Below are 23,717 nucleotides of genomic sequence, written 5' to 3' on the forward strand. Positions count from 1 at the left end.
TTCTAATACTTGAGCCTGTAGTGAGCGGTGCGATAAGAAATAACGCACCAGGATGAAATAATTTTTCACCTCACAAGGCTAATAACAATGACAATTTCCTCTGTCCTGCGTACGAAAGACAAAATAGGCTATGGCCTCGGCGATATGGCAAGCGCCCTGGTGTGGCAAACGGCAACGCTATTTCTCGCCTATTTTTATACCGATGTTTTTGGTTTACCCGCCGCCATTATGGGCACTATGTTTTTAGTCGTTCGCGTTATTGATGCGTTTGTCGATCCCTGTATCGGCGCGCTGGTGGATCGCACGCAAACCCGCCATGGCCGTTTTCGCCCGTGGCTGCTCTGGTTTGCCATTCCCTTCGGTGTCAGCTGCATCATCACCTTTTATGTACCGGAGGCGGGCGCCACGGCGAAAATTATTTACGCCTGCGTCACTTACGCCATCCTCAGCTTTATCTACTCCGCGATTAACGTGCCTTACTGCGCCATGCCCGGCGCGCTGACCATGGATCCGCACGAGCGCCACTCGCTGCAATCCTGGCGCTTTGGCCTGTCGTTTATCGGCGGGCTGATTGTCACCGTTATTGCCCTGCCGCTGGTGGCGCACCTCGGCGATGGTAATGTGCAGAAGGGCTACTTCTACGCCATGAGCATGATGGGCGTATTGGGGATTGTGCTCTTCTTTAGCTGTTTCTTTATGACCCGCGAGCGCTTTACGCCGCGTAATGACACCTCCGGCTCGATGATAGGCGATCTCAAACTGCTTGCGGCAAATAGCCAGTGGCGCATTGTTTTCCTGTTTAATATTTTGCTGTTGACCGCCGTCGTGACCCGCGGTTCAGCCACCATGTATTACGTCAAATATGTGTTACTGCGCCCGGAAATGGTCTTCACCTTTATTGTCTCCGGCATGCTCGCTTCACTCACTGGCGCACTATTATCGGCGCGTCTACTCGGTAAATTCGATCGCGTGCGCGCTTACCAGTGGACGATTATTACTTTCGTTATCTTTGCCGCGCTGATCTTTATCATTCCGCCATCGCAGGTGTGGCTTATTTTCACCCTCAATATTGTCTTCAGCTTTATTCAGAACCTGACCACCCCGCTGCAATGGACGATGTTCTCCGACGTGGTGGATTATGAAGAGCACCGCAGCGGACGCCGCCTCGACGGGCTGGTCTTCTCCACCGCGCTCTTCGCCATTAAGTTTGGTCTGGCCCTCGGCGGCGCCGTGGTGGGCTGGGTGCTCGGTGCGGTTGACTATATTCCTAACCAGGCCCAGCAGAGTGCGACCGTGCTCACTACCATCAATGCGCTGTTTACCCTGATTCCCTGCCTGTTATTTATCTGCATGGTGCTGCTGCTGACCCGTTACAAACTCAACAGCAGCGTCGCCGACAGCATTGCACAAGAGCTTCTGCAAAAACGCGGTGGCAGTAATGAAGCCGCCGACGCGCAAACCACCCCGGATCTCAGCAACACAGGAGTGACCCGATGACCGCAATTTACAAAGATGCAAACCGCCCCGTCGCCGAGCGCGTGGCCGACCTTCTTGCCCGCATGACGCCAGAGGAGAAGTTCGCCCAGATGCATGGGCTGTGGCTGGTGCTCTCAGAGCAGGGCGACCACCGCGAGCGGACTGATTTAAGCGATGAATTTGCCGGTGTAAGCGCGCAGGACGCACTGGCGGAGCGGCTGAAACTCGGCGTCGGGCAAATCACTCGCCCGCTGGGTACCCATATTGTCGAGGCGAAACAGGGTGTACGCGCCGCCAACCGGCTGCAAAAAACGCTGATGGAGGAGACGCGCCTTGGCATCCCGGCGCTGTTCCATGAAGAGTGCCTGGTGGGGCTGCTGTGTAAAGACGCCACGCTGTTTCCCTCCTCCCTCAACTACGGCTCGACGTGGGATCCGGCGCTGATTAAACGCGCTGCGCAGCAAATTGGCGATGAAGCGCGCTCGACCGGCTGTAAACAGGGGCTGGCGCCGGTGCTGGATGTCTCGCGTGATGTGCGCTGGGGGCGTACGGAGGAGACTTTTGGCGAAGATCCATGGCTGGTCGGCGTGATGGCCTGCGCCTACGTCGAAGGTTTGCAGGGCGAGCAGGGCGATATGCTGGCGACGCTCAAGCACTATGTCGGCCACTCCTTCAGTGAAGGGGCGCGCAACCACGCGCCGGTGCATCTCGGTTTTTGCGAGCTTAACGACACCTTCCTGCTGCCGTTTGAGATGGCGGTGAAGTGCGCCAATGCCGGATCGGTGATGCCCGCCTATCACGATATCGATAACCAACCGGGCCACAGCGATCATTTCCTGCTCACCACCGTGCTGCGCGAACAGTGGGGCTTTGAGGGGATTATTGTTGCCGATTATGGCGGCGTCAGCCTGCTGCACCAGCATCACGGCGTCACCCACGATGCCGACGAATCGGCGGCGCTGGCCTTTAACGCCGGGCTTGATGTCGAGTTGCCAAAAGATGACTGCGCGCGCCATCTGGCGCAGGCGGTGGAACGCGGTCTTATCACTATGGAGAAAGTGGATGAGATTGTCGCGCGATTGCTGGCGGTGAAGTTCCGCCTCGGCCTGTTTGAACACCCCTATAGCGACGAGCAGAAGATTGTTCTGCAAGCGGAGGAGACGCGGCAGGTGGCGCGCGAGGTGGCGACCCGCTCGTTGACGCTACTGGAAAATAACGGCGTGCTTCCGCTGAACGGCGCGCCGAAGGTAGCGGTTATCGGCCCGACCGCCGACGATCCGCTGGCTTTGTTGAGCGGTTATAGCTTCCCGGTGCATCTGATTATCAGCGATATGCTGGAGGAGACGTCGCAGGTCACCACACCGCTTGCCGCCCTGCGCCAGACTCTTGGCGAGGCGCAGGTTCGTTACGCCAAAGGGTGCCATATCATTGAAAAACGGATGGCGGGTGCGCCGGTCTTTCCGGGCGATGCCTCAGGAAAACCGATGCAGGCGTCGCCGGTCTCAAAGGATATAAGCCTGATCCCTGACGCGGTGCGCGCGGCGCAAGAGAGTGAGGTGGTGATTGCCTGCGTGGGCGATCTCGCCGGCCTGTTTCAGAGTGGCACGGTCGGCGAGGGCTCTGACACCGATAGCCTGACGCTGCCCGGCGTCCAGCAGCAGTTGCTTGAGGCGCTGGTAGAAACCGGCAAGCCGCTGGTGGTGGTGATGACCGGCGGGCGACCGTACAACCTGCAGGGGCTGGAAACGCGCGTCGCTGCTCTGCTGATGGCATGGGCACCGGGGCAGGAGGGTGGATGGGCGATTGCTGATGTGCTCACCGGGCGTGCGGAGCCGCAGGGCAGGCTGGTGGTGAGCGTGCCGAAAAGCGCGGGCGCCATGCCCTATTACTACAACCATAAACTGAAGAGCGGCGGGACGCCTTTCGCCTTCCACTTTGGCTCTCGCTACCCCTTCGGCTATGGCCAGAGCTGGACGCAGTTTGCCTACGCCGAGCCTGAGCTGGCGACCAGTCAGGTCGATATTGACGGCGAGATCATGCTGCGCGTGAAGATAACAAATGTCGGCGAACGCAGCGGCAGCGACGTGGTGCAGCTCTATGTGCGCGATAAAGTCGCCTCGATGGTGCGGCCGGTGCAGGAGTTAAAAGCGTTTCAGCGCGTGGCATTACGCCCCGGTGAGACGGCGACGCTCACCTTCACATTACCGGTCGATATGCTCAACTTCACCCGCCGGGACGGAAAGCGCATTGTCGAGCCTGGCGAGTTTGAGTTGCAGATAGGCGCCTCATCGGCGGACATTCGTGGGCGCGCAACCGTAACGGTAACCGGGCAGACAAAAGTGTTGCCGCAGCGATGGCGAATGATGAGTAATTGTGAAGTAAGTCGCTAATTTCAGACGAAACCCGCTATGCAAAGCGGGTTTCTTTTTTATCAGCGGTATCAATAAAAAAAGGATAAAAAAAAGCCCATCGTGGGAGATGGGCAAAGACTACACACAGCAATTCGTTGTTTCACTCAGGGGATTTCCATGCTTATAAATCAAGGTGTTGATTTATAACCGTGCTCTTATAGTAGGCATGCGGAATTTTTGCGTCGATCAGATTCGTCTCATTAGTTAAACGCAGGTAAAGAATATATGCTGCAAAAGAGGCGATATACCGGAGATTATACAGAGTGAGTGCTACAGCAGTGTTAAAATGATAAGCAATGCTTAATGATTATTAAGGCGGGCTACCCCGCCTTAATGGGATCAGGCAGGCTTGTCTAAATCGTCGACTTGCGCCAGCGCGTCGTCTGAGGGCGTCTTCGGTGCCGGGACTTCATTAACCCAGGCGGAGAAGAGACGCCAGGAGACCGCCAGCAGCACCGGGCCGATAAACAGGCCGATCATGCCAAAGGCTACCAGGCCGCCGATAACGCCGGAGAGGATCAGGATCAGCGGAAGATCGGCCCCAAGGCGAATCAGCACCGGGCGGATAAAGTTATCAAGCGTAGCTACCACCGCACTCCACACCAGCAGTACTGTTCCCCACGTTGAATCACCGCTCCAGTAGAGCCAGATAATCGCCGGCACCAGCACCAGCAGCGGACCAATCTGGATCAGGCAGGTCATTAACATCAGCACGGTAAAGAGGGTGGCGTAAGGCACGCCGGAGACAGCCAGCCCGATACCGCCCAGCACCGCCTGAACCAGCGCCGTTACCACCACGCCGAGCGCGACGGCACGGATCGCCTGGCCTGCCAGCAGCACCGCAGCATCACCGCGCTCAGCCGCCAGCCTGAAGGCGAAGTGGCGAATACCCTCTGCCACCTGCTCACCGCGCCAGTAAAGCAGGGCGCTGAATAACAGCATCAGGCCGCAGTGCAGCATCAGGCGACCAATATGCGCGGCCTGGCCGACAAACCATGTTGTTGTGGTCCCGACGTAGGGGCGCAGCTTCGCCATAATTGCGCTGCCGCCCATATCGAGCAGGCTGTGCCAGGCGGCGTAGAGCTTGCTGCCCACCAGCGGAATGCTGTTAAGCCATGCCAGATCCGGCGGTGAGGAGACGCCGCTGGTCACGGCGTGGATCACCGTGCCGCTGGAGTCGACAAGACTATTGACCAGCAGGGCGACCGGGATAATAAACAGCAGGATCAGCAGCAGCATCATCGCCAGCACCGCCAGCGAGCGGCGACCGAAGAGTAATCGCTGCAGGCGCAGCAGCAAAGGCCAGGTGGCGATCACCACGGTTCCCGCCCAGGCGAAGCCGAGCACAAACGGCTGCACCACCCACAGGCAGGCAATGATCATCAGGGCTAAAAACAGTACCGACAGCATTAATTGCGGCACATCCCTGGAGTGACGACTATCAACTTTATCCATTATTCACCTTTCCAGTACTGAAGGGGCGGTGCGGCAGGCAAGCACCCATTATTATGCGAAGCGATATGCGCTGGTTTGCACCGCCTGATTCTGCCTGCAATTCTGCTGAGCACCTAAGAAAAAAATGTGATACAACGATGAGGGCTTAAAGCAAACGATTAACTTTTAACAACATTAACTGTCAGGCAGGGTCAAGCATAATGATCCCACAGATTTCCCAGGCACCAGGCGTCGTTCAACTGGTGCTCAATTTTTTGCAAGCACTGGAGCAGCAAGGTTTTACAGGTGATACCGCCACCAGTTATGCCGACCGGCTAACGATGGCGACAGACAACAGTATTTACCAGCTACTTCCCGACGCCGTTCTCTTCCCCCGTTCAACGTCAGACGTTGCCCTGATCACACGCCTCGCCGCCGAAGCGCGTTTTAAGGCGCTGGTCTTTACCCCGCGCGGCGGCGGTACCGGCACCAACGGCCAGGCGCTGAACCAGGGCATCATTGTTGATATGTCCCGCTATATGAACCGCATTATTGAGATTAAACCTGAAGAGGGGTGGGTGCGTGTTGAAGCGGGCGTCATCAAAGATCAGCTTAACCAGTTTCTTAAACCGTACGGATTCTTCTTCGCGCCGGAGCTCTCTACCAGCAACCGCGCCACCCTTGGCGGCATGATCAATACCGATGCCTCCGGCCAGGGTTCACTGGTCTACGGTAAAACCTCCGATCACGTACTCGGGCTGCGCGCGGTGCTGCTGGGCGGCGATATCCTTGATACTCAGGCGATGCCGGTTGCGCTGGCCGAAACCCTCGGCAAGGCCAGCACCGCTATTGGGCGCATCTATAAAACCGTGCTCGAGCGCTGTCGCGATAACCGCCAGCTGATTATCGATAATTTTCCGAAACTCAACCGCTTTCTCACCGGGTACGACTTGCGCCACGTCTTTAATGACGAGATGACCGAGTTTGACCTGACGCGCGTGCTGACCGGCTCGGAAGGCACGCTGGCCTTTATTACCGAAGCGCGGCTTGATATTACCCGCCTTCCGAAAGTGCGCCGGCTGGTGAACATCAAATATGACTCTTTTGACTCTGCCCTGCGTAACGCCCCCTTTATGGTCGAGGCGCGCGCCCTGTCAGTGGAGACCGTTGACTCGAAAGTACTCAACCTGGCGCGGGAAGATATCGTCTGGCATTCGGTTAAAGAGCTGATTACCGATGTGCCGGACAAAACCCTGCTCGGCCTCAATATCGTCGAGTTTGCCGGGGATGATGAAGCGTTGATCGATGCGCAGGTGGCCTCGCTCTGTCAGCGGCTGGATGAGCTGATGGCGAGCGGCGAAGGTGGCGTGATTGGCTGGCAGCGCTGCGATGAGCTGGCGGCGATTGAACGTATCTATGCGATGCGCAAAAAGGCGGTCGGCCTGCTGGGCAATGCCAAAGGGGCGGCCAAGCCAATTCCATTTGCGGAAGATACCTGTGTGCCGCCGGAGCACCTGGCCGATTATATTGTTGAGTTTCGTGCGCTGCTCGACGGGCACGGGCTGAGTTACGGCATGTTTGGTCATGTCGATGCCGGTGTGCTGCACGTGCGCCCGGCGCTGGATATGTGCGATCCGCAGCAGGAAGTGCTGATGAAAACTATCTCTGATGAGGTAGTTGCACTGACGGCGAAATATGGCGGCTTGCTGTGGGGCGAGCACGGTAAAGGTTTCCGCGCCGAGTACAGCCCGGCCTTCTTCGGCGAGGCGCTGTATGGTGAGCTCAGGAAAATCAAAGCGGCGTTTGATCCTGAGAACCGCCTGAATCCGGGGAAAATCTGCCCGCCGGAGGGGCTTGATGCGCCGATGAAGCAGGTCGATGCGGTTAAGCGCGGGACGTTTGATCGGCAGATCCCGACCACCTCACGCACGGCCTGGCGTGGGGCGATGGAGTGTAACGGTAACGGACTGTGCTTTAACTTTGATGTCAAAAGCCCGATGTGCCCGTCAATGAAGATCACCGGCAACCGCATTCACTCACCGAAAGGGCGCGCCACGCTGGTGCGCGAATGGCTGCGTCTGCTGGCTGACCGCGGGATCGATCCGCTGAAGCTTGAGAGAGAGCTGCCGGAAAAACGCGCCTCGCTGCGCACCCTGATTGAGCGCACCCGCAACAGCTGGCATGCGCGCCGCGGCGAGTATGACTTCTCCCACGAGGTGAAAGAGGCGATGTCCGGCTGCCTGGCCTGCAAAGCTTGTTCGACCCAGTGCCCAATTAAGATTGATGTTCCGGAGTTCCGCTCCCGTTTTCTGCAAATCTATCACGGTCGCTATCTGCGCCCGCTGCGCGATCATCTGGTGGCGACGGTGGAAAACTATGCGCCGCTGATGGCGCGTGCGCCAAAGACCTTTAACTTCTTTATGAGCCAGCCGTGGGTGCGGGATCTTTCGGCGAAGCATATTGGCATGGTCGATTTACCGCTGCTCTCTGTGCCGTCGTTGCAGCGACAGATGGTCGGCCATCACTCTGCCAATATGACGCTGGAGCAGCTCGAAGCGCTGAGCGAAGAGCAGCGCGCGAAAACGGTGCTGGTGGTGCAGGATCCCTTCACCAGTTACTACGACGCGCAGGTGGTGGCGGATTTTGTCCGTCTGGTCGAGCGCTTAGGTTACCGCCCGGTAGTGCTGCCATTTTCACCAAACGGTAAAGCGCAGCACATCAAGGGCTTCCTTACCCGCTTTGCGAAAACGGCGCAGAAGACCGCTGATTTCCTCAACCGCGTTGCGGAGCTGGGGATGCCGATGGTTGGCGTCGATCCGGCGCTGGTGCTCTGTTATCGCGATGAGTACAAGCTGGCGCTGGCGGATAAACGCGGTGATTTCCATGTGCAACTGGTGCATGAGTGGCTGCCCGCCGTGCTGGAAAAGGTTGAGCCACGCGCCGTGAGCGGCGAGCCCTGGTATCTTTTCGGCCACTGTACCGAAGTGACCGCCTTGCCCGGCGCGCCTGCGCAGTGGGCGGCTATCTTCGCGCGTTTCGGCGCGCAGCTGGAAAATGTCAGCGTCGGCTGCTGCGGGATGGCCGGCACCTATGGCCATGAAGTGAAGAACCACGCCAATTCACTCGGTATTTATGAGTTGTCGTGGCATCAGGCGATGCAGCGACTTCCGCGCAACCGCTGTCTGGCGACGGGTTATTCGTGCCGCAGTCAGGTGAAGCGCATCGAAGGAAACGGTGTGCGCCATCCGTTACAGGCCCTGCTGGAGATGGTGTGATGATCTGGAAACGCGCGGTTACGCTGGAAGCGCTCAACGCCATGGGCGACGGCAATATGGTTGGCCTGCTGGATATCCGTTTTGAGCGCATCAGCGACGATACGCTGGAAGCCTCGATGCCTGTTGATGAGCGCACGCATCAGCCCTTTGGCCTGCTGCACGGCGGTGCGTCGGTGGTGCTGGCCGAAACCCTCGGCTCGGTGGCGGGTTATCTCTGCACGGAAGGGGAGCAAAAGGTGGTCGGGCTGGAGGTCAATGCCAACCACCTGCGCTCGGTACGCAGCGGTCGGGTGCGCGGTGTCTGTAAAGCGCTGCACACCGGCGGCCGTCATCAAGTGTGGCAGATCGATATCTTCGATGAGCAGGCGCGCCTCTGCTGCTCTTCGCGGCTGACCACCGCCGTAGTATGAGTAATTTCGGCGGGTTACCGCCGAAAATCTTCACGATTTATTCACTATTCTTAAGATAATCAGTTAGCACTCCGTGCTATATTACGCGCTACGGGATGTAACGCTTGCGCTCTGATGCAAGCGATTGGGCTGTAACGCGTAATGACTTGATGAAGTTCTTCATTGTCTCTTTAAGCGCTACTGGATACAGGCTTGAAGGATTGATGAATGACAGCATTTAAATTGGCTTTTCTCCACCCGCGTTACTGGCTCACCTGGGCTGGTCTGGGGTTTCTCTGGTTGCTGGTGCAACTCCCTTATCCTTTTCTTTCGCGTCTTGGCGCCGGTCTGGGGCGACAATCACGCCGCTTCCTCAAACGCCGCGAGAAGATCGCAAAACGTAATCTCGAACTCTGTTTTCCTGATATGAGCGACGAGATACGCGAAACGCTTATCGCCAAAAACTTTGTCTCGCTGGGCATGGGCCTGATTGAAACCGGCATGGCCTGGTTCTGGTCCGATAAACGCGTGCGCCGCTGGTTTGACGTTGACGGTTATCAGCACCTGCAGGCCGCGCAGGCAAGCCGCCAGGGGGTTATGGTGGTGGGCGTGCACTTTATGTCGCTGGAGCTTGGTGGCCGCGTGATGGGGCTCTGCCAGCCGATGATGGCGACCTATCGCCCGCATAACAGCCCGGTGATGGAGTGGGTGCAGACCCGTGGACGCATGCGTTCTAATAAATCGATGATCGATCGCCGCAACCTGAAAGGGCTGGTACAGGCACTGAAGCAGGGCGAAGCCGTCTGGTTTGCACCGGATCAGGATTATGGTCGTAAGGGCAGTAGCTTCGCGCCATTCTTCTCGGTCAAAGATGCGGCGACCACCAACGGTACGTTCGTGCTTTCCCGCCTCTCCGGCGCGAAGATGTTGACCGTAACAATGGTGCGTAAAGAGGACAGTTCTGGCTACTCGCTGCACATCGGCCAGGCGCTGGATGATTATCCGGCCCATAACGAATTTGCCGCAGCCAGCTATATGAACCGGGTGATTGAGCGTGAAATTCTGCGCGCGCCGGAACAGTATTTATGGATCCATCGGCGTTTCAAAACGCGCCCGATCGGCGAACCTTCGCTCTACATCTAATTTTTCTTAACGCCCCGTTTCAGGGGCGTTTTGCCGTTTAATTAAAGGGAGTGGTTATGGTCAGGATTATTGCCGCGGGCTGCTTTGCCCTTTTCTCTGCCTGCTCATGGTCAGCTGGCATCACGCTGCTCTGCGATGAGTACAGCGTTGAGGTGGAGCCCAACGGGCTGACGGTAAACGGGCGGCACTTCAGCGATCCGCAAGAGAAGCCGTATGAGATTGGCGATCAGTACACCGGGCGTTCGCTCTTTTACAGTGATAAAGAGGATCAGAACGCAGAAACAAACTGGGTTGCGATCCATATCATTACGCAGCTGGGAAGCGGTAAAAAAGCCTTTTTCTATTCAGATAAAAACCACACCGATGACAAAGCGATCCTCTGTAGCCAGGGGAAGGAAACGCCGTCACCGTAAAGGCGAGCGCAGGGCGTTAACTGCTGAGATTTTCCCATAACTGCAGCTGTGAAAGGGTGAGGGCGTGGGGTAACGCATAGCCTTTAACGGCAGGAAAGAGGCTCTGCCACTCGCTGTCGCGACTCTGCAGAAGGTGCTCTGCGCGATTGTGCAGCCCCAGCATAAAACCGTACGCTTTAATCTCGCGCAAAAAGGGCAGGCTCTCTTGCAGCTCTGCGTGCGCGATGCGCTTATCAAGAACAATCTCGATACGCTCCGCTGCAACATCATGGCTGGTGCAGAGATGATGAAGCGTGGCGAGATAATCGCTATCGTTCAGCCGCTGCGGCGGTAACGTAAAAGAGAAACAGAGCGTCTCTTTCTTTTTCGCCAGCTGGCACAGCGTTGTAAAAATAAATTCGGCCACGCTCGGCGGCTGCCCGCATGTTATCTCTACCGGACGGGGGAGTGCAGGGCGATCGCTGTATTCAAAAAAACGCGCGCTCGTCTGGTAACAAAGAATATTTTTCCCCGACAGATCGGTCACCGGCAGAAATTCTGCCGTCACGAGAAGTTTCTTATCAGCAATATCGACTATTATTGATTTCATTTCCCTGATTAAGCTCCCTACTCAAAAGAACAGGACTTTTCCAATATACAAGAGTGCAATTTTACCTACGCAATCATCACATTTGAAAATTGTTTTAAGTGATCGATCTGTCGCTGTTTGATAGTCTCTATCTATTGCTATTACAAAACCGATCGCTTAAATCTATATAATTGGTTAGCGTTATCGGCGTAATATTTGTATTAACGGCATATTATTATCTGTTGGTTTGTTTTGGGTTTTTGTTATCTTCTTGTTATCGCTGATAAAACATCAAAAATTTATTTCTATACTGTCTGAGAAAACCGCCGCGAAATGGGTCTGCGATCGCTTGGTTTTGTTTTTTATGCCGTAATAAAAGCATTAATTGTTTAAACACCAACTCAGCGCTGCCAATAAACCATCGATTATGATGAAAATAGCGCGGGCGCGCCGGAAGAAAAAAGACGCACCCGGAAGATAACAACGCCAATTAAGCGTAACGGGTGAGGAAATCAATAATCAGCCGGGTAACAAATTCAGGGTTTTCTCTGTTGCTAATATGGGCAGCATTGGGGATGAGGCTAAATTCACAGCCCACTTTTTCCGCCATCAATTGACCCTCCAGCGGCGGGCGCGGTAAATCCAGCTCTCCGGTGGCGACCTGCACCGGGCAGCTGATTTTTTCCAGCATCGCCATACGATCGGGCCGCCCGAAAATGAGTTTGCCAAGCGGAACAATGCTCTCGCGCAGCTGCTCTGCGCTGAGTGCGCCAAGCCGGGCCTTGAGCGCCTGCACATCAGACGGATCGGCATTGTGCGAGTAGAACTGCGAAACGACATACTCCAGCAGCGGCGGGGGAAGAGTGCCTGCAGCGTCAATGGCGTTGAGCATCGCGAAATACTTTTCACGCGCCTCATCCGTTTCACTGCCAACAAAGGTGTCGATCAGCATCAGTGCTTTAACCCGCTCCGGAGCCATTGCGGCGAGTTCAGCGCCCCACATTCCCCCTACCGACAGCCCGACGATCGCAAACTCCTCAATGCCAAGGGCGTCCATAATTTGCAGATGATCGGCGGCGAGATCGGCCATGGTGCTTTTCCCTGCGGGCAGCGCGGGGGATTCACCATGTCCCCACAGGTCAGGCACGATGACGCGAAACTGCTTCGCGAGCGCGGTCATCTGCGGTGACCACATGGTTTTATCAAACAGGTAGCTGTGACCAAGCAGGACGGGTAAGCCGCTGCCGCTATCGATATATGACAGGGTAGATGGTGTCTGCATCACTCTTTTCCTTATAGGGGCGCTCGTTGGCGTGAGCGGGGTAAACGTGCGCTCATCATATAAAAGATCGATCGCCTCGGGAGCCTGCAAATTCCTATTCTTCAGCGGGCGGTCATCTTTAAGCCCTTCCTATAATAAAAATAGGCATTTCCTATACATTTTTTGCGCTTTTACCGATTTAACGCGTTACGCTTGCTAAAGCCATTATTTATCAATTTATTAATCATTTTTTTAACGTGCTCTATACCCTTTCAACAGGGTCTATGCTTAACAGATACGCTGTAAAAAGGGCCCGTGGGGGAATAACCCTGCGGTAAGAAGGTTGAAGTGAGAATTATTATCACTAACATAGCGTTATGCCCTTCAGCTCAGATGAAGTGAGGTAACACGATGGAATCATTTAACCCCGAAGATTTTGCATGGCGCGGGCTCACCCTGACGCCGGCTGCCGCGGAGCATATCCGTGCACTAACCGAAAAACAGTCCGGCCTTCTTGGCGTGCGGCTGGGCATTAAACAGACCGGCTGCGCAGGCTTCGGTTATGTGCTCGACACCGTAAGCGAGCCGAACGACGACGACCTGCTGTACGAATCTGATGGCGCTCGCCTCTATGTCCCTTTACAGGCCATGCCGTTTATCGATGGCACCGAAGTGGACTACGTGCGCGAAGGCTTGAACCAGATCTTCAAATTCAATAACCCGAAAGCGCAGCACGAGTGTGGCTGCGGCGAAAGCTTTGGGGTATAGGCGGTACTATGTCTCGTAATACTGAAGCAACTGACGATGTCAAAACCTGGACCGGCAATATCAATTATAAAGAGGGCTTTTTCACCCGGCTGAGTACGGATGAGCTGGCGAAAGGCATCAACGAAGAGGTCGTGCGCGCTATTTCGGCGAAACGCAATGAGCCTGAGTGGATGCTGGAGTTTCGCCTGAACGCTTTTCACGCCTGGCTGGAGATGGAAGAGCCGCACTGGTTAAAAGCCCATTACGATAAGCTTAACTACCAGGATTACAGCTACTACTCCGCGCCCTCCTGCGGCAACTGCGACGACGCCTGCGCCTCGCAGCCCGGCGCAGTGCAGCAAACTAATGCCAATACCTGGCTGACGGAAGAGGTCGAAGAGGCCTTTAACCAGCTCGGCGTGCCGGTGCGTGAAGGCAAAGAGGTGGCGGTTGACGCCATTTTTGACTCGGTGTCGGTTGCCACCACCTACCGCGAAAAGCTCTCCGAACAGGGGATTATCTTCTGCTCCTTTGGTGAGGCGATCCACGATCACCCTGAGCTGGTGCAGAAGTACCTCGGCACCGTGGTGCCTTCAAACGATAACTTCTTCGCCGCGCTGAATGCGGCCGTCGCGTCTGATGGCACCTTTATCTACATCCCGAAAGGGGTGCGCTGCCCGATGGAGCTGTCGACCTATTTCCGCATCAACGCGGAGAAGACCGGCCAGTTCGAGCGCACCATTCTGGTGGCGGATGAAGGGAGCTACGTCAGCTATATCGAAGGTTGCTCTGCACCGGTGCGCGACAGCTACCAGCTGCATGCGGCGGTGGTGGAAGTGATCATCCATAAAGATGCGGAAGTGAAATACTCCACGGTGCAAAACTGGTTCCCGGGCGATAACAACACCGGCGGCATCCTCAACTTCGTCACCAAGCGTGCGCTGTGCGAAGGGGAGAACAGCAAAATGTCGTGGACCCAGTCAGAAACCGGATCTGCGATCACCTGGAAGTACCCGAGCTGTATCCTGCGCGGCGACAACTCGATTGGCGAATTCTTCTCAGTGGCGCTCACCAGCGGGCATCAGCAGGCGGATACCGGCACCAAGATGATCCACATCGGTAAGAACACCAAATCGACGATTATTTCGAAAGGGATCTCGGCCGGAAAGAGCCAGAACAGCTACCGCGGGCTGGTGAAAATCATGCCGACGGCAACCAACGCGCGAAACTTCACCCAGTGTGACTCGATGCTGATTGGCCCTGATTGTGGCGCGCACACTTTCCCCTATGTCGAGTGCCGCAACAACAGCGCGCAGCTGGAGCATGAAGCGACCACCTCGCGCATCGGTGAAGATCAGCTCTTTTACTGTCTGCAGCGCGGCATCAGCGAAGATGACGCCATCTCAATGATTGTTAACGGCTTCTGTAAAGATGTCTTCTCCGAGCTGCCGCTGGAATTTGCCGTCGAAGCGCAAAAACTGCTGGCTATCAGCCTTGAACACAGCGTCGGTTAAGAATTAAAGGATAATAAATGTTAAGTATCAAAGATTTGCAGGTTGGTGTTGAAGATAAGTCGATTCTGCGCGGCCTGAACCTTGAGGTGCGTCCGGGCGAAGTGCACGCCATTATGGGCCCGAACGGCTCCGGGAAAAGTACGCTCTCCGCGACCCTTGCCGGGCGTGAAGATTATGAAGTAACCGGCGGCAGCGTGCAGTTTAAAGGCAAAGATCTGCTGGAACTGTCACCGGAAGATCGTGCGGGCGAAGGCGTCTTTATGGCCTTCCAGTATCCGGTGGAGATCCCGGGCGTCAGCAACCAGTTCTTCCTGCAAACGGCGCTCAACGCGGTGCGTAAGTATCGCGGCGAAGAGGCGCTGGATCGCTTCGATTTTCAGGATTTGATGGAAGAGAAGATCAAGCTGCTGAAGATGCCGGAAGATCTGCTGACCCGCTCGGTTAACGTCGGTTTTTCCGGCGGCGAGAAGAAGCGTAACGACATCCTGCAGATGGCAGTGCTGGAGCCGGAGCTGTGCATCCTTGATGAGACCGACTCGGGGCTCGATATCGATGCCCTGAAGATTGTTGCCGAAGGGGTTAACGCGCTGCGCGATGAGAAGCGCGCCTTTATTATCGTTACCCACTATCAGCGCATTCTCGACTACATCAAACCGGACTTTGTGCATGTGTTGTATCAGGGGCGCATCGTGAAATCAGGCGATTTCACGCTGGTTAAGCAACTGGAGGAGCAGGGCTATGGCTGGCTTACAGAACAGCAGTAACGCGCTGCAACAGTGGCACCATCTGTTTGAAACAAAGAGAGGCGCGCACTCGGCCACGGCTGAGCAGCACCTGCAGCAGATGCTGCGTCTCGGCCTGCCGACGCGTAAGCATGAGAACTGGAAATATACGCCGCTTGATGGTCTGTTAAACAGCCAGTTTGTTGCCAGCAACGCCACCCTCGACGCCGCGCAGCGTGATGCGCTGGCGCTGCCGGTTGATGCGCTGCGTCTGGTGTTTGTCGACGGCTTGTTCAGCGCTGAACTGAGCGACGACATCACCGGCTCCGGGTTTGCGGTAACGGTAAGCGAAGCCGCCGAAAACCTGCCTGCGCCGGTGCAGCCAGAGGTCTTTTTACACCTCACCGAAAGCCTTGCGCAGAGCGTCACCCGCATTGACGTCGCGCGCAATCAGCGCCCTGAAAAGCCGCTGCTGCTGATGCACGTTACCCAGGGGCTGGCCGGGGAGGAGATGAATACGGCGCACTATCGCCACCATATCGAACTGGCGCAGGGTGCGGAAGCGACGATTTACGAACACTATGTCAGCCTGAATGGCGCACGCCATTTTACCGGCTCGCGCTGCACCATGCAGGTTGGCGCGAATGCGCGGCTGCATCACGTCAAGCTGGCTTTCGAGAACCCGCTCAGCTACCACTTTGCCCATAACGATATTGTGCTCGGCGACGATGGCGCAGCCGACAGCCACAGCTTCCTGCTTGGCGGCGCGGTGCTGCGACATAACACCAGTACCCAGCTGAATGGTGAAAACACGCAGCTCAATATCAACAGCCTGGCGATGCCGGTGAAGAGCGAAGTGTGCGACACCCGCACCTGGCTTGAACACAATAAGGGCTACTGCAATAGCCGCCAGCTGCATAAAACCATTGTCAGCGACAAGGGGCGGGCGGTGTTCAACGGTTTGATAAAAGTGGCGCAGCACGCCATTAAGACCGACGGACAGATGACCAACAACAACCTGCTGCTTGGTCGTCTTTCGGAAGTGGATACCAAACCGCAGCTGGAAATTTATGCCGATGACGTGAAATGTAGCCACGGGGCGACCATTGGACGCATCGACGATGAGCAGATGTTTTACCTGCGCTCGCGCGGTATTGATGAGAACGCAGCGCAGCAGATGATCATCCATGCCTTTGCCGCTGAGCTGACCGAAGCCATCAGCGACGAGGCGCTAAAACAGCAGATTCTGGCGCGTATCAGCCAGCGTCTTGCAGGGGGCAAAGCATGAGTTTTCCCGTGAACGAGGTACGTGCCGATTTTCCGGTACTGCAACGTGAAGTAAACGGACTCCCGCTGGCGTATCTCGACAGCGCCGCCAGCGCGCAAAAACCGAATGCGGTTATCGAAGCCGAAGCGGAGTTCTTCCGCCACGGTTATGCCGCGGTGCATCGCGGCATCCATACGCTCAGTGCGGAAGCGACGCAGCGGATGGAAAATGTGCGGGTGCAGGCGTCAACCTTCCTGAACGCACGTCTGCCGGAAGAGATCGTGTTCGTACGCGGCACCACCGAAGGGATCAACCTCGTCGCCAATAGCTGGGGCAACAGCCAGGTAAATGCGGGCGATAACATCATCATTAGCGCCATGGAGCACCATGCCAACATTGTGCCGTGGCAGATGCTCTGTGAACGGGTGGGCGCCGAACTGCGCGTCATTCCGCTGAATCAGGATGGCACCCTGCAACTTGAGGCGTTACCCGGCCTGCTGGATGCGCGGACCAAACTGCTGGCGATTACCCATATCTCTAACGTGCTGGGCACCGAAAACCCGGTTGCTGAGATCATCGCGCTGGCGCATCAGCACGGCGCGAAGGTGCTGGTGGATGGCGCACAGGCGGTAATGCACCACGCCATTGATGTGCAGGCGCTCGATTGCGACTTCTATGTCTTCTCCGCTCATAAGCTCTACGGGCCGACCGGCATTGGCGTGCTCTACGCCAAAGAGGATATTTTGCAGGCGATGCCGCCGTGGGAAGGGGGCGGGGCGATGATCGCTACCGTCAGCCTCACCGACGGCACGACCTATGCGAAAGCGCCGTGGCGCTTCGAAGCGGGCACGCCGAATACCGGTAGCATTATGGGCTTTGGCGCGGCGATGGAGTATGTCACGCGCCTCGGTCTGGAAGCGATTGGTGAATATGAGCAGACGCTGATGCGCTACGCCCTTGATGCGCTGCGCGAGGTGCCGGATCTGACGCTCTACGGCCCGGCCGACAGAAAAGGGGTGATTGCCTTTAATCTCGGCAAACATCACGCCTATGACGTGGGCAGCTTCCTGGATAATTACGGTATTGCGGTGCGTACCGGTCACCACTGTGCGATGCCGCTGATGGCCTTCTATAATGTCCCGGCAATGTGTCGTGCGTCGTTTGCGATGTACAACACGCATGAAGAGGTGGATCGTCTGGTTACCGGCCTGAAACGTATTCATCAGTTACTGGGCTAACAGGGAGCACGCCATGGCCGCACTACCCGATAAAGAGAAGCTGGTGCGCAACTTTAACCGTTGCGCCAACTGGGAAGAGAAGTACCTCTACATTATTGAACTGGGCCAGCGCTTACCTGCGCTGAGTCCTGAAGCGCATAACGCAGACAATCTTATCCAGGGCTGTCAGAGCCAGGTGTGGATTGTGATGCAGCGCAATGATGAGGGCGTGATTGAACTGACCGGCGACAGCGATGCCGCCATCGTCAAAGGGCTTATCGCCATTGTCTTCGCCCTCTATCAGCAGATGACCCCGCAGGACATCGTCGCATTCGATGTACGCCCGTGGTTTGAAAAACTCGCCCTGACGCAGCACTTAACCCCCTCCCGCTCGCAGGGGCTGGAAGCAATGATCCGCGCCATCCGTACCAAAGCTGCCAATCTTAGCTAAACTCAAAAGACCCTTCTATCCTGTTTACGCGGGGCGTTTGCCGCCTCGCTGATTCTTCAGCTTTCTGACAGCCTGTCAGTGATTACAGGAAACACAGCACATGAAACGCGCGTCTTTACTTTTTCTTTCTCTTTTTGGTGCATTAAGCACACTTCACCTGGCCCATGCGGCGGAATACAGCCTGCCTGCGAACGGCGGTCGCCTGATTGGCCAGAACCAGACCTACACCGTACAGGCCAGCGATAAAAACCTGCAGGCCATTGCTCGCCATTTTGATACGGCGGCAATGCTGATCCTTGAGGCGAATAACACTATCGCGCCGGTGCCTGCGCCGGGTACGACGGTGACGATCCCAACGCAGATGCTGTTGCCGGATACGCCGCGAGAGGGGATTGTCGTCAACCTCGCGGAGCTGCGGCTCTACTTCTACCCGCCGGGTAAAAACAGCGTGCAGGTCTACCCGATTGGCATTGGCCAGCAGGGGCTGGAGACGCCGGTGTCGGTAACACGCATCAGCCAGAAAATCCCTAACCCGACCTGGACGCCGACCGCGGGTATCCGTGCGCGCTCGCTGGAGCGTGGCGTGGAGCTACCGAAAGTGGTGCCCGCCGGGCCAAATAACCCGCTGGGACGCTTTGCCATGCGTCTGGGGATTGGCAATGGCGAGTATCTGATTCACGGCACCAATGCACAGGACAGCGTCGGCTTACGCGTTAGCTCCGGCTGTATCCGCATGAACGCGCCCGATATTGAAGCGCTGTTTGCGCAGGTCGCTGCGGGTACGCGGGTAGCTATCATCAATGAACCGGTGAAGTATGCCGTCGAGCCTGATGGTAAGCACTACATTGAAGTGCATCGCCCACTGGCGCAGACCGTTGAACAGGACACGCAGACGCAGCCTATCGTCTTCTCACCGGCGCTGGGCGCGTTGATTGAGCAGTCTGGCGGCGACAATTCGATGATTGAGAAAGCGCTCTCGCGCCGTGCCGGTTATCCGGTGGTGATTGCGGGCGGGAAAGCCGCCTCTGCGCCAACCGCGGTATTGTCGGTAAAGAACAGCATTAAGCCGACAGCCAGCGTTGAAGGGCAGAGCGAAGTGGTGATGCAGTAGGTTAGAGGGATAGAAGGAAGGCAAAAAAAATGGCGCACAATGTGCGCCATTTTCATTACAGGTACTCTTACTTACGGTAAGAGTGAGCCTGGTTGTCCAGACGCTGGTTAGCGCGAGCTGCGTCGTCTTTAGCAGCCTGAACGTCAGAACGCACTGCGTTCACGTCGTTGCTCAGCTGGTCAACTTTAGCGTTCAGAGTCTGAACGTCAGAAGACAGCTGATCGATTTTAGCGTTGCTGGAGCAACCAGCCAGCAGAGTAGAACCCAGGATTACCGCGCCCAGTACCAGTTTAGTACGATTCATTATTAATACCCTCTAGATTGAGTTAATCTCCATGTAGCGTTACAAGTATTACACAAAGTTTTTTATGTTGAGAATATTTTTTTGATGAGAATGCACTTAAATTTGATCGTTCGCTCAAAGAAGCACCGACTTTGATTTAACTTGCTAAAAACGCCTATTAAAACAGCGGATTCTCATCGGATTCATCTTAGATAAAGGGCGATTTAAATAGCAAAATCCGATTGAAACTTTTAATTCCATCCGCAAGCAAAAATATTTAAAAAAAAGCGCCGCAAGGGCGCTTTTTTAATCTGCCGAAAAGTCCGGTAATTATTACAGTACGTGGACAGACGCAGTGTTGGTGGTGCCGCTCGGAACCAGCGCGCCGGAGACCATCACTACCACGTCGCCTTTGCTTGCCAGACCGCTTTCCAGCGCCACTTCTTTACCCAGACGGTAGAAATCATCCGTAGAGGAGATCTCTTTCACCAGTTGGGCAACAACGCCTTTGCTCAGCACCAGCTGACGCGCAGTCACTTCATTGGTGGTCAGCGCCAGGATAGTCGCATCCGGGAAGTATTTACGCACGGCGCGCGCAGATTTACCGCCCTGAGTTGCCACGACGATCAGCGGTGCTTCCAGCTTCTCAGCGGTTTCCACTGCGCCACGGCAGACAGCTTCGGTGATACGCAGTTTGCGGCTGTCGTTGTTGTAGTCCAGACGGCTGGTCATCACGCGGTCAGTACGCTCGCAGATGGTCGCCATGATAGAGACGGACTCCAGCGGGTATTTCCCTTTTGCGGATTCGCCAGAGAGCATTACGGCATCGGTGCCGTCGAGGATGGCGTTCGCCACGTCGCCAGCTTCAGCGCGGGTCGGACGCGGGTTTTTGATCATGGAGTCGAGCATCTGGGTAGCGGTGATCACCACTTTACGTGCGCGAATACATTTTTCGATCATCATCTTCTGCGCGAAGATCACCTCTTCAACCGGGATCTCAACGCCCAGGTCGCCACGGGCAACCATGATGCCGTCCGACGCTTCCAGGATCTCGTCGAAGTTGTTCAGGCCTTCCTGGTTTTCAATTTTGGAGATGATCTGGATGTTTTCGCCGCCGTGCGCTTTCAGGTGCTCACGGATTTCAACCACGTCAGAACGCTTACGGATAAAGGAAGCAGCAACGAAATCGACGCCTTGCTCGCAGCCGAAGATCAGATCCTGCTTATCTTTTTCCGCCAGCGCCGGCAGGGCGATGGAGACGCCCGGCAGGTTGACGCCTTTGTTTTCGCCGAGATCGCCGTTGTTCAGCACTTTACAAACAACTTTATTCCCTTCGATGGCGGTCACTTCCATACCGATCAGACCATCGTCGACCAGCACGGTATCGCCGACGCTCAGGTCGTTGGTGAAGCCTTCATAGGTCACGGCAACGGTGTCGCTATTGCCGACAACGGATTTGTCGGTGGTGAAGGTGAAAGTCTGACCCGCTTTCAGCGAAACGTCGTTACCGCCTTCCAGTTTGATGGTGCGGATTTCCGGACCTTTGGTGTCCAGCAGGATGGCCGCTTTCTTACCGGTTTTGCTCATCACGTTGCGCAGGTTCTGGATGCGCTGGCCGTGCTCAGCATAGTCACCGTGAGAGAAGTTCAGACGCATGACGTTCATGCCCGCGTCCAGCATTTTGGTCAACATCTCTTCGGATTCGGTTTTCGGCCCGATGGTGCATACAATTTTGGTCTTTTTCATGACAGTTTCTGGTCTTTAAGTTTGGGTTGAGAAGGAATGGGAATTCACGCTCCGGTATGCGCACGGCGCCGGAGTCAAACCTGTGTTGCGAAAAGAGCGATGCCACTGACTAAGGATAGGTGACATCAAAAAAGCGTGCAGAGGAATGTGTGCCTGAGGTTCAGCCAGTCTGGGAAAACATTGATGTGAGTTATCTGCTTTACAGTTCAATCAGCTGAATCCATTCAAATTAGGATTGCGGCATTATAGCGTCCACAGTGACAGAAAGGAATTAAAAACGCTGTTTCAAAATGCGAATTGATGACCAGCATCGTTTCGTTATGCAACCGTTATCACATAATTGCGCAACCGTTGCACCACCGTGTGCACTTCTTCTGCTGTACAACCCGACGCCACCAGTTGCATCAGAATGACCGCATCTTGCGGCAACATTATTGTACAGCTGCGCAAGTGCTTATTTTTCGAACCACTCTTTTGCTTAAAAAATTAGCAATAAGAAAGTTCCATATATCTCAATTGACTCACGTCTGAGGACAGGGGAATAAATAAATGCAAAGCAAACTGCTTGCACTCTAATTAATTACCAGGATAGCTAATTTTTTAATCACATCGACCATTAAGCGAGACGGATATATCGTTCACTTCGTCAGCATAATCGCAGAAATATATTTTATATTTCCGAATCACTATCACGTTTTTGCACCAAATTTAGATTAAGGAAAATCCTAAAACGCTTGCATTTAAGCGTGGCTAACTTTTTGTTTTAGTTAGTTTCTTCTAACGCAGCGCGAAAGTGCCATAAATCTAAGTTGTTGATATGTATGAATCTTAACTTTTTGAGATAATTTGCAATAAAGCACGGCGTAACTACTCTTAAGCGACTCTTAATGAGAGGCAAAAATTTATAAAAAATTTTGTTCCGGAGAATTACACCCGGAGGTCGGCTGGTGCCTGCTAATTATTTTACCGCCAGCCCTATTTAATGCATTGACTCTTGATGAAGGTTAGGCGATGACGACTTCCACAGTTGTTGGTCATGGATATGCTTTTATTTCACCGCCGGAAATTCCGACCCAACAGGGGCCGATGGGTATCCTGTATGATTTTAATGACGGCGCCCGTTTATTGTTGCCAGCCGGCAACTGGCGGGTAGAAATAAGCGATGACGAAACGGGAAATATCCTCTTTGCTGACGATGTCGGGCAGGGGTGGGTCATCAGCACCAAAAAATATTATGTGCCGTTTCGTCTGCGGGTCTGGGACGGGGTGCAGTCGGAGCCCGTGCTGGATCATGCGCTGGATATGCGCGGCAAAAGGGTGCTGATCTCTTTCCCCAGCGGCACGCTCGGCGACCTGGTCGGCTGGGTGCCGTACGCCGAACGCTTTCGGCAAACCTACCAGTGCCACGTTGACTGCACGCTGGCGCAGCCGATTGTCGATCTCTTCTCGCCGGTCTATCCGCAGCTCAATTTTTTCACCCCGGAAAGCTGGCAGGCCGGGCCTGGCGTGAGTGCGCCGCCCTATGCCAGCTGGCGCGTCGGGCTCTTTTTTAATGGCGATCTCGACAAGCAACCCTTTGATTTTCGCTCTGTCGGCCTGCACCGCACCGCCGGGCATATTCTCGGCGTCGACCCGAGCGAAATTATCCCGGATCTGCGTCAGCACACGCCGCGCCGCATCGCTGAGCCCTATGTCTGCATCGCCACCCAGTCCACCAGCCAGGCCAAATTCTGGAACAACGGCACCGGCTGGCATGAGGTCATCGACTATCTACAAGCGCAGGGCTACCGCGTGCTCTGTATCGACAAAGAGCGTGTGGTCGGCCGCGGTTATGTCTGGAACAAAATCCCCCACGGCGCGGAAGATTTCACCGGCAATCTGCCGCTGGCTGATCGCGTGGCGCTGCTGGAGCACGCCGACTTTTTTATCGGCCTCGGCAGCGGCCTCTCCTGGCTTGCCTGGGGCTGCCATATCCCGGTGGTGCTGATCAGCGGTTTCAGCCTGCCAAACAGCGAGTTTTATACCCCCTGGCGCGTCATCAACACCCATGTCTGCAACGGCTGCTGGGATGACGTGCGGCTCAATTTTGATCATCAGGACTATTTCTGGTGTCCGCGCCACAAAGGCACGGACCGGCAGTACGAATGCACACGATTTATCACTGGCAAGCAGGTCATCGGCCATTTACGCCGGCTGATTGCCCTGCGAAGCAATCCCTTTGGCATCAAAACAACAGCATTGGCAGACCCCGATCAACACGCCGCATAGCGGATGAGAGACGGGTTTCGA

At 55.5% G+C, this 23,717-nt stretch carries 20 protein-coding genes and 1 other RNA gene; 14 read left to right on the plus strand and 7 right to left on the minus strand.

The features are described from left to right. Positions 1-87 precede the first annotated feature (87 nt). Together BWI95_RS15250 and BWI95_RS15255 are read left to right on the plus strand one after the other, a co-directional pair. Positions 88-1,497 (plus strand): MFS transporter, encoded by a 1,410-nt coding sequence (locus BWI95_RS15250; RefSeq protein WP_076769758.1) that lies wholly within the window; start codon positions 88-90, stop codon positions 1,495-1,497. After that, on the plus strand, positions 1,494-3,866 hold the full coding sequence (locus BWI95_RS15255; RefSeq protein ID WP_054802871.1) for a glycoside hydrolase family 3 N-terminal domain-containing protein: 2,373 nt from the start codon (positions 1,494-1,496) through the stop codon (positions 3,864-3,866). The genes BWI95_RS15250 and BWI95_RS15255 overlap by 4 nt, the downstream gene beginning before the upstream one ends. A 64-nt stretch (positions 3,867-3,930) precedes the next feature. Here the strand turns inward: BWI95_RS15255 and rprA are convergent. Then, an RNA gene (rprA, locus tag BWI95_RS15260) (antisense sRNA RprA) lies at positions 3,931-4,038 on the minus strand. 188 nt (positions 4,039-4,226) lie between these two features. Further along, a complete protein-coding gene (gene ydiK, locus BWI95_RS15265) occupies positions 4,227-5,342 on the minus strand; it encodes an AI-2E family transporter YdiK (RefSeq protein WP_042718165.1) in 1,116 nt (371 codons plus the stop codon). 200 nt (positions 5,343-5,542) lie between these two features. On the opposite strand from ydiK, the gene ydiJ reads away from it, so the two are divergent. From ydiJ to BWI95_RS15285, 4 genes are all read left to right on the plus strand, one after another. Next, positions 5,543-8,596, plus strand: a complete 3,054-nt coding sequence (ydiJ, locus tag BWI95_RS15270) for a D-2-hydroxyglutarate dehydrogenase YdiJ (RefSeq protein WP_076769759.1) — start codon at positions 5,543-5,545, stop codon at positions 8,594-8,596. Next, complete coding sequence (gene menI, locus BWI95_RS15275) at positions 8,596-9,006, plus strand: 1,4-dihydroxy-2-naphthoyl-CoA hydrolase (RefSeq protein ID WP_023481652.1); 411 nt, start codon at positions 8,596-8,598, stop codon at positions 9,004-9,006. Before ydiJ ends, menI begins: the two co-directional genes overlap by 1 nt. A gap of 207 nt (positions 9,007-9,213) precedes the next feature. Next, on the plus strand, positions 9,214-10,128 hold the full coding sequence (gene lpxP, locus BWI95_RS15280; protein ID WP_076769760.1) for a kdo(2)-lipid IV(A) palmitoleoyltransferase: 915 nt from the start codon (positions 9,214-9,216) through the stop codon (positions 10,126-10,128). Positions 10,129-10,184: 56 nt separating this feature from the next. Continuing rightward, complete coding sequence (locus tag BWI95_RS15285; protein WP_225975728.1) at positions 10,185-10,541, plus strand: hypothetical protein; 357 nt, start codon at positions 10,185-10,187, stop codon at positions 10,539-10,541. Positions 10,542-10,557: 16 nt separating this feature from the next. Here BWI95_RS15285 and BWI95_RS15290 read toward each other — a convergent pair whose 3' ends face one another. Both BWI95_RS15290 and BWI95_RS15295 read right to left on the minus strand, forming a co-directional pair. Beyond that, on the minus strand, positions 10,558-11,130 hold the full coding sequence (locus tag BWI95_RS15290) for an EAL domain-containing protein (protein ID WP_076769761.1): 573 nt from the start codon (positions 11,128-11,130) through the stop codon (positions 10,558-10,560). Positions 11,131-11,599: 469 nt separating this feature from the next. Further along, positions 11,600-12,391 (minus strand): alpha/beta fold hydrolase, encoded by a 792-nt coding sequence (locus tag BWI95_RS15295; protein WP_054802868.1) that lies wholly within the window; start codon positions 12,389-12,391, stop codon positions 11,600-11,602. Positions 12,392-12,781: 390 nt separating this feature from the next. On the opposite strand from BWI95_RS15295, the gene sufA reads away from it, so the two are divergent. From sufA to ldtE, 7 genes are all read left to right on the plus strand, one after another. Continuing rightward, positions 12,782-13,138 carry a Fe-S cluster assembly scaffold SufA gene (gene sufA / locus BWI95_RS15300; protein ID WP_054802867.1) on the plus strand — a complete coding sequence of 119 codons (357 nt, stop codon included), beginning with the start codon at positions 12,782-12,784 and terminating at the stop codon, positions 13,136-13,138. Between the two features lie 8 nt (positions 13,139-13,146). Then, positions 13,147-14,631 carry a Fe-S cluster assembly protein SufB gene (sufB, locus tag BWI95_RS15305; protein ID WP_076769762.1) on the plus strand — a complete coding sequence of 495 codons (1,485 nt, stop codon included), beginning with the start codon at positions 13,147-13,149 and terminating at the stop codon, positions 14,629-14,631. Positions 14,632-14,648: 17 nt separating this feature from the next. Continuing rightward, positions 14,649-15,395 carry a Fe-S cluster assembly ATPase SufC gene (sufC, locus tag BWI95_RS15310; RefSeq protein WP_054802865.1) on the plus strand — a complete coding sequence of 249 codons (747 nt, stop codon included), beginning with the start codon at positions 14,649-14,651 and terminating at the stop codon, positions 15,393-15,395. Beyond that, a complete protein-coding gene (gene sufD, locus BWI95_RS15315; RefSeq protein WP_054802864.1) occupies positions 15,370-16,641 on the plus strand; it encodes a Fe-S cluster assembly protein SufD in 1,272 nt (423 codons plus the stop codon). The genes sufC and sufD overlap by 26 nt, the downstream gene beginning before the upstream one ends. Continuing rightward, a complete protein-coding gene (sufS, locus tag BWI95_RS15320; RefSeq protein ID WP_054802863.1) occupies positions 16,638-17,858 on the plus strand; it encodes a cysteine desulfurase SufS in 1,221 nt (406 codons plus the stop codon). The genes sufD and sufS overlap by 4 nt, the downstream gene beginning before the upstream one ends. 13 nt (positions 17,859-17,871) lie before the next feature. Continuing rightward, a complete protein-coding gene (gene sufE, locus BWI95_RS15325; RefSeq protein ID WP_076769763.1) occupies positions 17,872-18,288 on the plus strand; it encodes a cysteine desulfuration protein SufE in 417 nt (138 codons plus the stop codon). 100 nt (positions 18,289-18,388) lie between these two features. Next, the gene (gene ldtE, locus BWI95_RS15330; protein ID WP_054802862.1) at positions 18,389-19,399 is read left to right on the plus strand and encodes a L,D-transpeptidase LdtE; all 1,011 of its coding nucleotides are present in this window, start codon (positions 18,389-18,391) and stop codon (positions 19,397-19,399) included. 67 nt (positions 19,400-19,466) lie between these two features. On the opposite strand, the gene BWI95_RS15335 is transcribed toward ldtE, so the two are convergent. The 3 genes from BWI95_RS15335 to ynhH form a co-directional block, all read right to left on the minus strand. Beyond that, entirely contained in the window at positions 19,467-19,703 is a 237-nt protein-coding gene (locus tag BWI95_RS15335; protein WP_006118977.1) for a major outer membrane lipoprotein, read from the minus strand. 312 nt (positions 19,704-20,015) lie between these two features. Continuing rightward, positions 20,016-21,428 (minus strand): pyruvate kinase PykF, encoded by a 1,413-nt coding sequence (gene pykF, locus BWI95_RS15340; protein WP_054802861.1) that lies wholly within the window; start codon positions 21,426-21,428, stop codon positions 20,016-20,018. 15 nt (positions 21,429-21,443) lie between these two features. Further along, positions 21,444-21,638, minus strand: a complete 195-nt coding sequence (gene ynhH / locus BWI95_RS24120) for a protein YnhH (protein WP_419979104.1) — start codon at positions 21,636-21,638, stop codon at positions 21,444-21,446. 801 nt (positions 21,639-22,439) lie between these two features. On the opposite strand from ynhH, the gene BWI95_RS15345 reads away from it, so the two are divergent. Next, a complete protein-coding gene (locus BWI95_RS15345; RefSeq protein ID WP_076769764.1) occupies positions 22,440-23,696 on the plus strand; it encodes an autotransporter strand-loop-strand O-heptosyltransferase in 1,257 nt (418 codons plus the stop codon). The last annotated feature ends 21 nt before the right edge of the window (positions 23,697-23,717 follow it).

It is taken from the genome of Kosakonia cowanii JCM 10956 = DSM 18146, from assembly GCF_001975225.1.
In the GTDB taxonomy this organism is placed as follows: domain Bacteria; phylum Pseudomonadota; class Gammaproteobacteria; order Enterobacterales; family Enterobacteriaceae; genus Kosakonia; species Kosakonia cowanii.

What these genes read in the sequence shown, in the direction of transcription:
- BWI95_RS15250 (WP_076769758.1), top strand. Translation starts at nt 88, where the DNA reads ATGACAATTTCCTCTGTCCTGCGTACGAAAGACAAAATAGGCTATGGC.
- BWI95_RS15255 (WP_054802871.1), top strand. Translation starts at nt 1,494, where the DNA reads ATGACCGCAATTTACAAAGATGCAAACCGCCCCGTCGCCGAGCGCGTG.
- ydiK (WP_042718165.1), bottom strand. Translation starts at nt 5,342, where the DNA reads ATGGATAAAGTTGATAGTCGTCACTCCAGGGATGTGCCGCAATTAATG.
- ydiJ (WP_076769759.1), top strand. Translation starts at nt 5,543, where the DNA reads ATGATCCCACAGATTTCCCAGGCACCAGGCGTCGTTCAACTGGTGCTC.
- menI (WP_023481652.1), top strand. Translation starts at nt 8,596, where the DNA reads ATGATCTGGAAACGCGCGGTTACGCTGGAAGCGCTCAACGCCATGGGC.
- lpxP (WP_076769760.1), top strand. Translation starts at nt 9,214, where the DNA reads ATGACAGCATTTAAATTGGCTTTTCTCCACCCGCGTTACTGGCTCACC.
- BWI95_RS15285 (WP_225975728.1), top strand. Translation starts at nt 10,185, where the DNA reads ATGGTCAGGATTATTGCCGCGGGCTGCTTTGCCCTTTTCTCTGCCTGC.
- BWI95_RS15290 (WP_076769761.1), bottom strand. Translation starts at nt 11,130, where the DNA reads ATGAAATCAATAATAGTCGATATTGCTGATAAGAAACTTCTCGTGACG.
- BWI95_RS15295 (WP_054802868.1), bottom strand. Translation starts at nt 12,391, where the DNA reads ATGCAGACACCATCTACCCTGTCATATATCGATAGCGGCAGCGGCTTA.
- sufA (WP_054802867.1), top strand. Translation starts at nt 12,782, where the DNA reads ATGGAATCATTTAACCCCGAAGATTTTGCATGGCGCGGGCTCACCCTG.
- sufB (WP_076769762.1), top strand. Translation starts at nt 13,147, where the DNA reads ATGTCTCGTAATACTGAAGCAACTGACGATGTCAAAACCTGGACCGGC.
- sufC (WP_054802865.1), top strand. Translation starts at nt 14,649, where the DNA reads ATGTTAAGTATCAAAGATTTGCAGGTTGGTGTTGAAGATAAGTCGATT.
- sufD (WP_054802864.1), top strand. Translation starts at nt 15,370, where the DNA reads ATGGCTGGCTTACAGAACAGCAGTAACGCGCTGCAACAGTGGCACCAT.
- sufS (WP_054802863.1), top strand. Translation starts at nt 16,638, where the DNA reads ATGAGTTTTCCCGTGAACGAGGTACGTGCCGATTTTCCGGTACTGCAA.
- sufE (WP_076769763.1), top strand. Translation starts at nt 17,872, where the DNA reads ATGGCCGCACTACCCGATAAAGAGAAGCTGGTGCGCAACTTTAACCGT.
- ldtE (WP_054802862.1), top strand. Translation starts at nt 18,389, where the DNA reads ATGAAACGCGCGTCTTTACTTTTTCTTTCTCTTTTTGGTGCATTAAGC.
- BWI95_RS15335 (WP_006118977.1), bottom strand. Translation starts at nt 19,703, where the DNA reads ATGAATCGTACTAAACTGGTACTGGGCGCGGTAATCCTGGGTTCTACT.
- pykF (WP_054802861.1), bottom strand. Translation starts at nt 21,428, where the DNA reads ATGAAAAAGACCAAAATTGTATGCACCATCGGGCCGAAAACCGAATCC.
- BWI95_RS15345 (WP_076769764.1), top strand. Translation starts at nt 22,440, where the DNA reads ATGACGACTTCCACAGTTGTTGGTCATGGATATGCTTTTATTTCACCG.